Source organism: Endozoicomonas sp. ALB115 (assembly GCF_049310245.1).
Classification (GTDB): domain Bacteria; phylum Pseudomonadota; class Gammaproteobacteria; order Pseudomonadales; family Endozoicomonadaceae; genus Endozoicomonas.
On record NZ_JBLYZG010000043.1, the window covers coordinates 40,837 to 46,836 of the forward strand.

General features: G+C 45.7%; 6 protein-coding genes. 4 read left to right on the forward strand and 2 right to left on the reverse strand.

All coding sequences use genetic code 11. The annotated features are described in order from the left end of the window. Positions 1-403: 403 nt before the first annotated feature. Positions 404-940 carry a hypothetical protein gene (locus ACO6VE_RS17200; RefSeq protein WP_422462506.1) on the reverse strand — a complete coding sequence of 179 codons (537 nt, stop codon included), beginning with the start codon at positions 938-940 and terminating at the stop codon, positions 404-406. 605 nt (positions 941-1,545) lie between these two features. Here ACO6VE_RS17200 and ACO6VE_RS17205 point away from each other — a divergent pair. The 3 genes from ACO6VE_RS17205 (at position 1,546) to ACO6VE_RS17215 (ending at position 4,356) form a co-directional block, all read left to right on the forward strand. Next, positions 1,546-2,889 (forward strand): MFS transporter, encoded by a 1,344-nt coding sequence (locus tag ACO6VE_RS17205; RefSeq protein ID WP_422462508.1) that lies wholly within the window; start codon positions 1,546-1,548, stop codon positions 2,887-2,889. Positions 2,890-3,236: 347 nt separating this feature from the next. Further along, positions 3,237-3,800 carry a single-stranded DNA-binding protein gene (gene ssb, locus ACO6VE_RS17210; protein ID WP_422450203.1) on the forward strand — a complete coding sequence of 188 codons (564 nt, stop codon included), beginning with the start codon at positions 3,237-3,239 and terminating at the stop codon, positions 3,798-3,800. Then, positions 3,781-4,356 carry a 5-formyltetrahydrofolate cyclo-ligase gene (locus tag ACO6VE_RS17215; protein ID WP_422462510.1) on the forward strand — a complete coding sequence of 192 codons (576 nt, stop codon included), beginning with the start codon at positions 3,781-3,783 and terminating at the stop codon, positions 4,354-4,356. The genes ssb and ACO6VE_RS17215 overlap by 20 nt, the downstream gene beginning before the upstream one ends. Positions 4,357-4,449: 93 nt before the next feature. Here ACO6VE_RS17215 and ACO6VE_RS17220 read toward each other — a convergent pair whose 3' ends face one another. Further along, positions 4,450-5,250 carry a hypothetical protein gene (locus tag ACO6VE_RS17220; RefSeq protein ID WP_269675406.1) on the reverse strand — a complete coding sequence of 267 codons (801 nt, stop codon included), beginning with the start codon at positions 5,248-5,250 and terminating at the stop codon, positions 4,450-4,452. A gap of 435 nt (positions 5,251-5,685) precedes the next feature. On the opposite strand from ACO6VE_RS17220, the gene ACO6VE_RS17225 reads away from it, so the two are divergent. Next, on the forward strand, positions 5,686-5,892 hold the full coding sequence (locus ACO6VE_RS17225; protein ID WP_422462512.1) for a hypothetical protein: 207 nt from the start codon (positions 5,686-5,688) through the stop codon (positions 5,890-5,892). Positions 5,893-6,000 lie beyond the last annotated feature (108 nt).

Below are 6,000 nucleotides of genomic sequence, written 5' to 3' on the forward strand. Positions count from 1 at the left end.
GGCCGGGATGCATTGAAACCAAAAATTAAACAAATGCCGTGTTATTTTGATAGTTTTATTATTCTTGGCAACGGTGTAGGTGCTTTTTGACATGGATAACGTTTATCCCTCTGGTTTACTCTCCAACCAACGTGCTGGTTTTGAATAGCGTTCTAAAAGGGTACCAACCAAAAGATTAATTTATTTGATTTTGCAGGCTCCTGCGTCAGTCAGGCACTTTAAGTAGTTAACCAAATGAAATCATATTTTCTGACTAAGTGGACAGTCACTCTGCGGCGTTACAACTCCGGTCACATAGCTACGGCTATGCTCCCTGCGTTGTGCCTTGCATAGTAACTGTCCACTTAGCCAGAAATATACGATTCCATTTGGCCAACTACTTATAGAAAATGCCTTGTCCGGTTTAAATTGCCATATCAAGGGCAAAGTGAAATAAATCCAGACCGAGCATCAGACTGTTTATGTTAAAGCCAAAGTTAGGGGCCTCCAGCCACCACATAATAAGATCTGCGCTGATGACCAGGATGTGGCCTCCAAGGCCAAGGCTTTCAGGTTCATCGTTATTACGGTTATCCCGGCCATCAGGATAAAAGTAAGATGAGAGGTGTTTACCAAGGAATGGGTAGAGTGTCTGGTTGGCATTACGGGACAAGCCTACATTATATAGTGCCGAAAAACCCAGGTATTTCAGTGCTTCACCAGGATGAAAAACCACCAGATTGAGGACAGCAAAAGGTAAGGTGCGAGAGATATTGACGGCATGGAGGCCGCTGTTTAACCACATTAAATAGTATTTGGATGTCATCAGGATCGATCTGGGACCAGTGTTTGTTTTTAATGTGACCTCAACATCAATATCAGGGTTATTTCGAAGTGTTTCCAGAGTACAGCCAGCTTTGTGCAGTCTTTCTCGTTCTTCTTGAGTTTCATTCCCGGTCACAATGCAGCTGGTTTCTGTGCCATCACTATTTTGCTTTTTGTAATGTGCCGAAATAGGGGGTTCTGAAACTGATGTATCAGCAGGAAATGCTGTAGTTGCAGCAAGTAAGGGAAAACAAATGACCAATATAAGAAAGATGTTTTTTTTTAAAATATCACTCATTAATTAATCTACTCACGTGAGGATAGCGTACTTATTCCTGATAGTTTCGATGTCAGGCTGCTGCCGCCAGCGGTAAACCAGATCCTGATACGTGTGCTCGGCTGTTGTTTTTGATGATTTTGATAGGCACACAACGAATTTTCAAGAGGCTTTGACTTGTATTTATAGTCAGCATGTTAAGGTAGCAACAGTGACATTTTGTCGCAGACGCAAGAGAGTGTTTTTGCCTGACCACCTGACCTGGCGACGATTGCCTGAGTGCCGGGTAAAGCATCAACGGGTCTCATCATCACTGATGATGATTACCCCTGGGCTATAATCCGTGAGCATGCTTTCTGCATAGCATCCGGGATCTGAATCCTGATAGACTTGCGGCGACACTGTTTATCAGTAATTTTATCAGTTATAACCACCAAAAAAATTCAGGACTTTGCTGTTATCCCATGTCATTTGTTGAATTAAAAGCGGCTGTATCCCTTACCCTGGTCTTTGTCTTTCGGATGCTTGGACTGTTTATGGTACTGCCTGTTCTGGCTCTTTTTGCTGACGATCTTCAGGGAGCTTCGCCCAGTTTGATCGGGGTGGCCATTGGTGCCTATGGGTTCAGCCAGGCCATATTACAGATTCCGTTTGGCTGGCTTTCTGATCGCTGGGGCAGGAAGCCCGTTATTCTGCTGGGACTGTTTATTTTTCTGTTGGGAAGCCTGCTGGCGGCACAGGCTACCACCATTGAGGGGGTGATTGCCGGGCGTATTTTACAGGGGTGTGGTGCCATTGCCGGTGCGGTGACAGCGTTGATGGCTGACCTTACCCGGGATCAGCATCGAACCAAGGCCATGGCCATGATTGGCATGGGCATTGGCCTTGCCTTTGCCATTGCCATGGTACTGGGGCCGGTGGTCAGTGATATCTGGGGGATGTCCGGACTCTTTATCGCTAATGCCCTGATGGCGGTGGCAGCGATGCTGGTGATTATCCTGCTGGTGCCAACGCCGGTCATTAAACGGCGGGACTTAAACAGTTCTGTTGATCGTCAGGTGTTGCATCAGGTCTTCACTAACCCGGAGCTGCTGAGGCACATCATTGGCATTTTTACTCTCCATTTTGTGCTGATGGCTTTATTTATTTTTATTCCCGAGCTGTTGAGCAAAGATTTTGATCGCTCTGCCCATGGCGGTATTTATCTGGCCGTCCTGGGCCTGTCATTTGTTATGATGATCCCCCTTATTATTTTCAGTGAGCGTCAGCGACTGCTCAAGCAGTGCTACAGCTTCAGCATTGTCATTCTGTTCGTGGCTTTTGCGCTGCTTTATCAAGGCATGCTCAGTGCCACGATGTTGTTGGCTGGCTTATTGATTTTCTTTTTTGGTTTTAATTTTCTGGAAGCCACGCTGCCATCCCTGGTCAGCAAACTCGCACCTGTGGGAACCCGTGGCACTGTCATGGGAGGCTACTCAACCAGTCAGTTTCTGGGGGCTGCCCTGGGCGGCAGCCTTGGGGGCGTTGCCATGGAGTATGGCGGTGTTCCCGCTGTCATAATGCTTTGTACAATTCCCACTGCCCTGTGGTGCTGGTTGTCTGTTACTATGAAGCAACCACCTTATGTGAGTACTATGGTAATGGCCCTGAATCCTGAGCTTGGTGATGTCAGTTCGGTGGGAGAGCGGCTTGCTGGTATTGACGGTGTTCAGGAAGTGACTGTGCTTGCCGCTGAGAAAACAGCTTATCTGAAAGTTGATAAGCAGGTACTGAACTGGTCCGAGTTAAGGCAGTTTGGGCAGTGCTAGGAGGCTGACCAAGAATAGCGCCCGTAGCGAGGATGGCAGAAAATTGAGGATAAAAAGTCGGAAATTTTTAGTGAATAGTGGTTCTATTTGCTAAAAATTTCCGACTTTTTAGACCAATTTGCTGCCACCGCAGTAGGGCAGTCTATTCTCGGTCAGCCTCCTAGGTTCAGATATTAAACCTGCGGGTTGATACAGAATAAAAACGGGGAACCAGATACAGGGCCTTTGTTTTAATAGAGAATTTTTAATATGGAGTGGTCCTGTAAGGTCACTCCATGGTGTCTTCAATGAATGGACTCTGTTCTTGGAGGCTGTTTGAGTTTGAGTGAATATGGCGGAGAAGCTAAATGGCTCGAGGCGTTAATAAAGTAATACTGATTGGTAATCTGGGTAACGATCCGGATGTACGTTTTACTCCCAATGGCAGTGCCGTTGCCAACCTGAGTCTGGCAACCAGTGAGTCCTGGAAAGATCGTAATACCGGTCAGCAACAGGAGAAAACGGAGTGGCACCGGGTGGTTATTTTCGGCAAGCTGGCTGAGATCGCCCAGCAGTACCTTCGTAAGGGATCAAAAGTCTATATCGAAGGTAAGCTGCAGACACGCAAGTGGCAGGGTCAGGACGGTCAGGATCGGTATACTACCGAGATTGTTGTTGATGGATTCAGTGGCCAGCTGCAGATGCTGGATGGCCGCCAGGAAGGCGCTATGGGTGCTCCGATGGGAGGTGGCTACCAGCAGCAGGCACCGCAACAGCAGCAGTCTTATGCTCCGCAGCAGCCTCAGCAATACGGATCACCACCACAACAACAGCAACAGCATCAACCAGCGCAGTCGCAGCAACCGCAATCAACTCCCCAGCCACAGCCCGCTGGTGGTTTTGACGATTTTGATGATGATATCCCGTTCTGAGTTAAGAACCTCTCTCCGCGAACGCCGCCGGGCATTAAGCGCTGACCAGCAGGTCAGCGCTGGTGTAATGTTGTGTGATATTCTCAGTGCCCGGCCTGAGCTTGCAGATAGCCAGCACATTGCAATTTATATAGCCAGTGATGGCGAAATAAATCCGGACGTTCTCCGTGATTTTCTCTGGAGTTCTGGCAAACAATGTTATCTGCCAGTGATTGGGAGCAATAACAACCTTCTGTTTATTGAATACCTGCCCAACACTCATCTGGTTTTGAATCGTTTTGGAATCCCTGAGCCTTCCTTGCAGGAGGTAGAACCGATTTCACCGGAAAAGCTGGATGTTGTCCTTGTACCTTTAACCGGTTTTGATGAAGCTGGCAGAAGGCTAGGCATGGGAGGAGGCTTCTATGACAGAACGTTTGCTTTTACCCGGACTGCGAAAAAGCCGATACTTATTGGTCTGGCCCATGAGTGTCAGAAAGTTGAATCGATCCCTGTAGAACATTGGGATATAGACATGTCTGGTATTGCAACGGACAGTCGCTATTATCCGGTATAATTTGTTCAGGTAAAAACCACCCTGTTTTACTCAGAGGGTGGTGCTGTTTGAATATTGTCAGAGATTAACATTAATCATTTAGAATATCGCGGACTAATAGCTTTCGCAGGCTTCCCCGGGAATACGCATAAGAGCTGGTTTGCCGTAGGCAGATGTTAGTGCAGTAATCGTTGATACTTTTGAGTCGGTTCCAGAATTTGTCAGACAGAAAGATACATCATCACCCTTTATGATAGAGGCTTGAGCTTTTCCATAACTGTACAATGTGCATGAGCTTTTCTGGACATTGATAGTAGACGTTTGTCGACCATCAGAAACAGTGACGAATAAGTCAATTGGGTTTTCAGTGATGTATGCGCTTCCTGCCGTTGACCACCCGGTCATCTGCTTAACTAATAACAGGTTGGTGATACCTCTGTTTTTTGGCACAAAAAGATTGTCGCCAATATGCTCAAATTGTGAGTCGTTCTGTATTGATCCCTGATTTACCAGAACGCTGTCGATATAATAGCCATCCTCGGTCGTCAGTGTCATCATGCCACAGACGTAGTCGTTGGCAACGGGCAGTAATCTTAATAGCTGGCTCAGGAAGACGTTGTGGGCAACACGGTTGGAAAGAACGTTGGTAGCACCGAAGTCATAAACCTTTTGCGGGATGTATGACAATACTTTTGTAAAGGGGCTTTCCGGAGCATAGTTTCCGCCACCTATAAGAATGGTCGCATGAGCAGCCAGTTCAAGGAAAGAGAAAGTACCGCTACTGAGAATGGCTGACAAAGAACTCCCGCCTGAATACCCATCCTCAACCCCGACTCTGGTATCGGAAGGGGCTCCCCATGTTGCCGATGTGATTGATAACAATAAAACGATGAATAAACACTTTCCTCTAAACATGCTAACCCCTTATCCGGATGGCTGTTTTTAATTAAGAAAAACGGTTCTCTCTAAATAAAGATCAGAACCGAACGGTTGGACAGTAAGCGAGCCTTATTATTCCTAGCTTTAAATATATTTTTTTGAAATATTTCATGACTGTTTATTAATTTAAGCTCGGTAATGGAACTCGCTTACTGCATGGAGAGATACTAAAAGGGATTCTAGAGTAATATTTTATTTCCGCAAAATGGTATGGCTATATAAAAAAATAGATAAATGTTTTTTTTTCATATAAGGGGGTTTTCATAATCAATATATATAAAGCAGTAGTTGTTATATTTCTTGTCAGGTTGTTTTTAATTAGTACTATGGTTTTTATCTTGTGGTTAATAAATGGTTTTTCTGCGAATCGTTATATAATTTTGCAAATAATCTTTGAGTGATTTTTAATTTATGCGATTTAACCATTATGCAAAAGCAGGCGTGCTTTCTGTTGATGTGGCAAGGCATGCGTTCATGGATCGTCCCGGACTGTTGGCATTGATTCGCCATGTAGCTGGTGGCTTCTTTTATTCCATGGATGAAATTGTCCTGATGGAACACCAGATTAAAGATGCAGCCATGGCAGGTGCCGATGCTATGGAAACGTCAGCTCTGTGAAGGTTGGTCAGATGAAGTCTAAGTAGTTGGCCAAATGGAATCGTATATTTCTGGCTAAGTGGGCAGTTGCTATGCAAGGCGCAACGTAGGGAGCATAGCCGTAGCTAT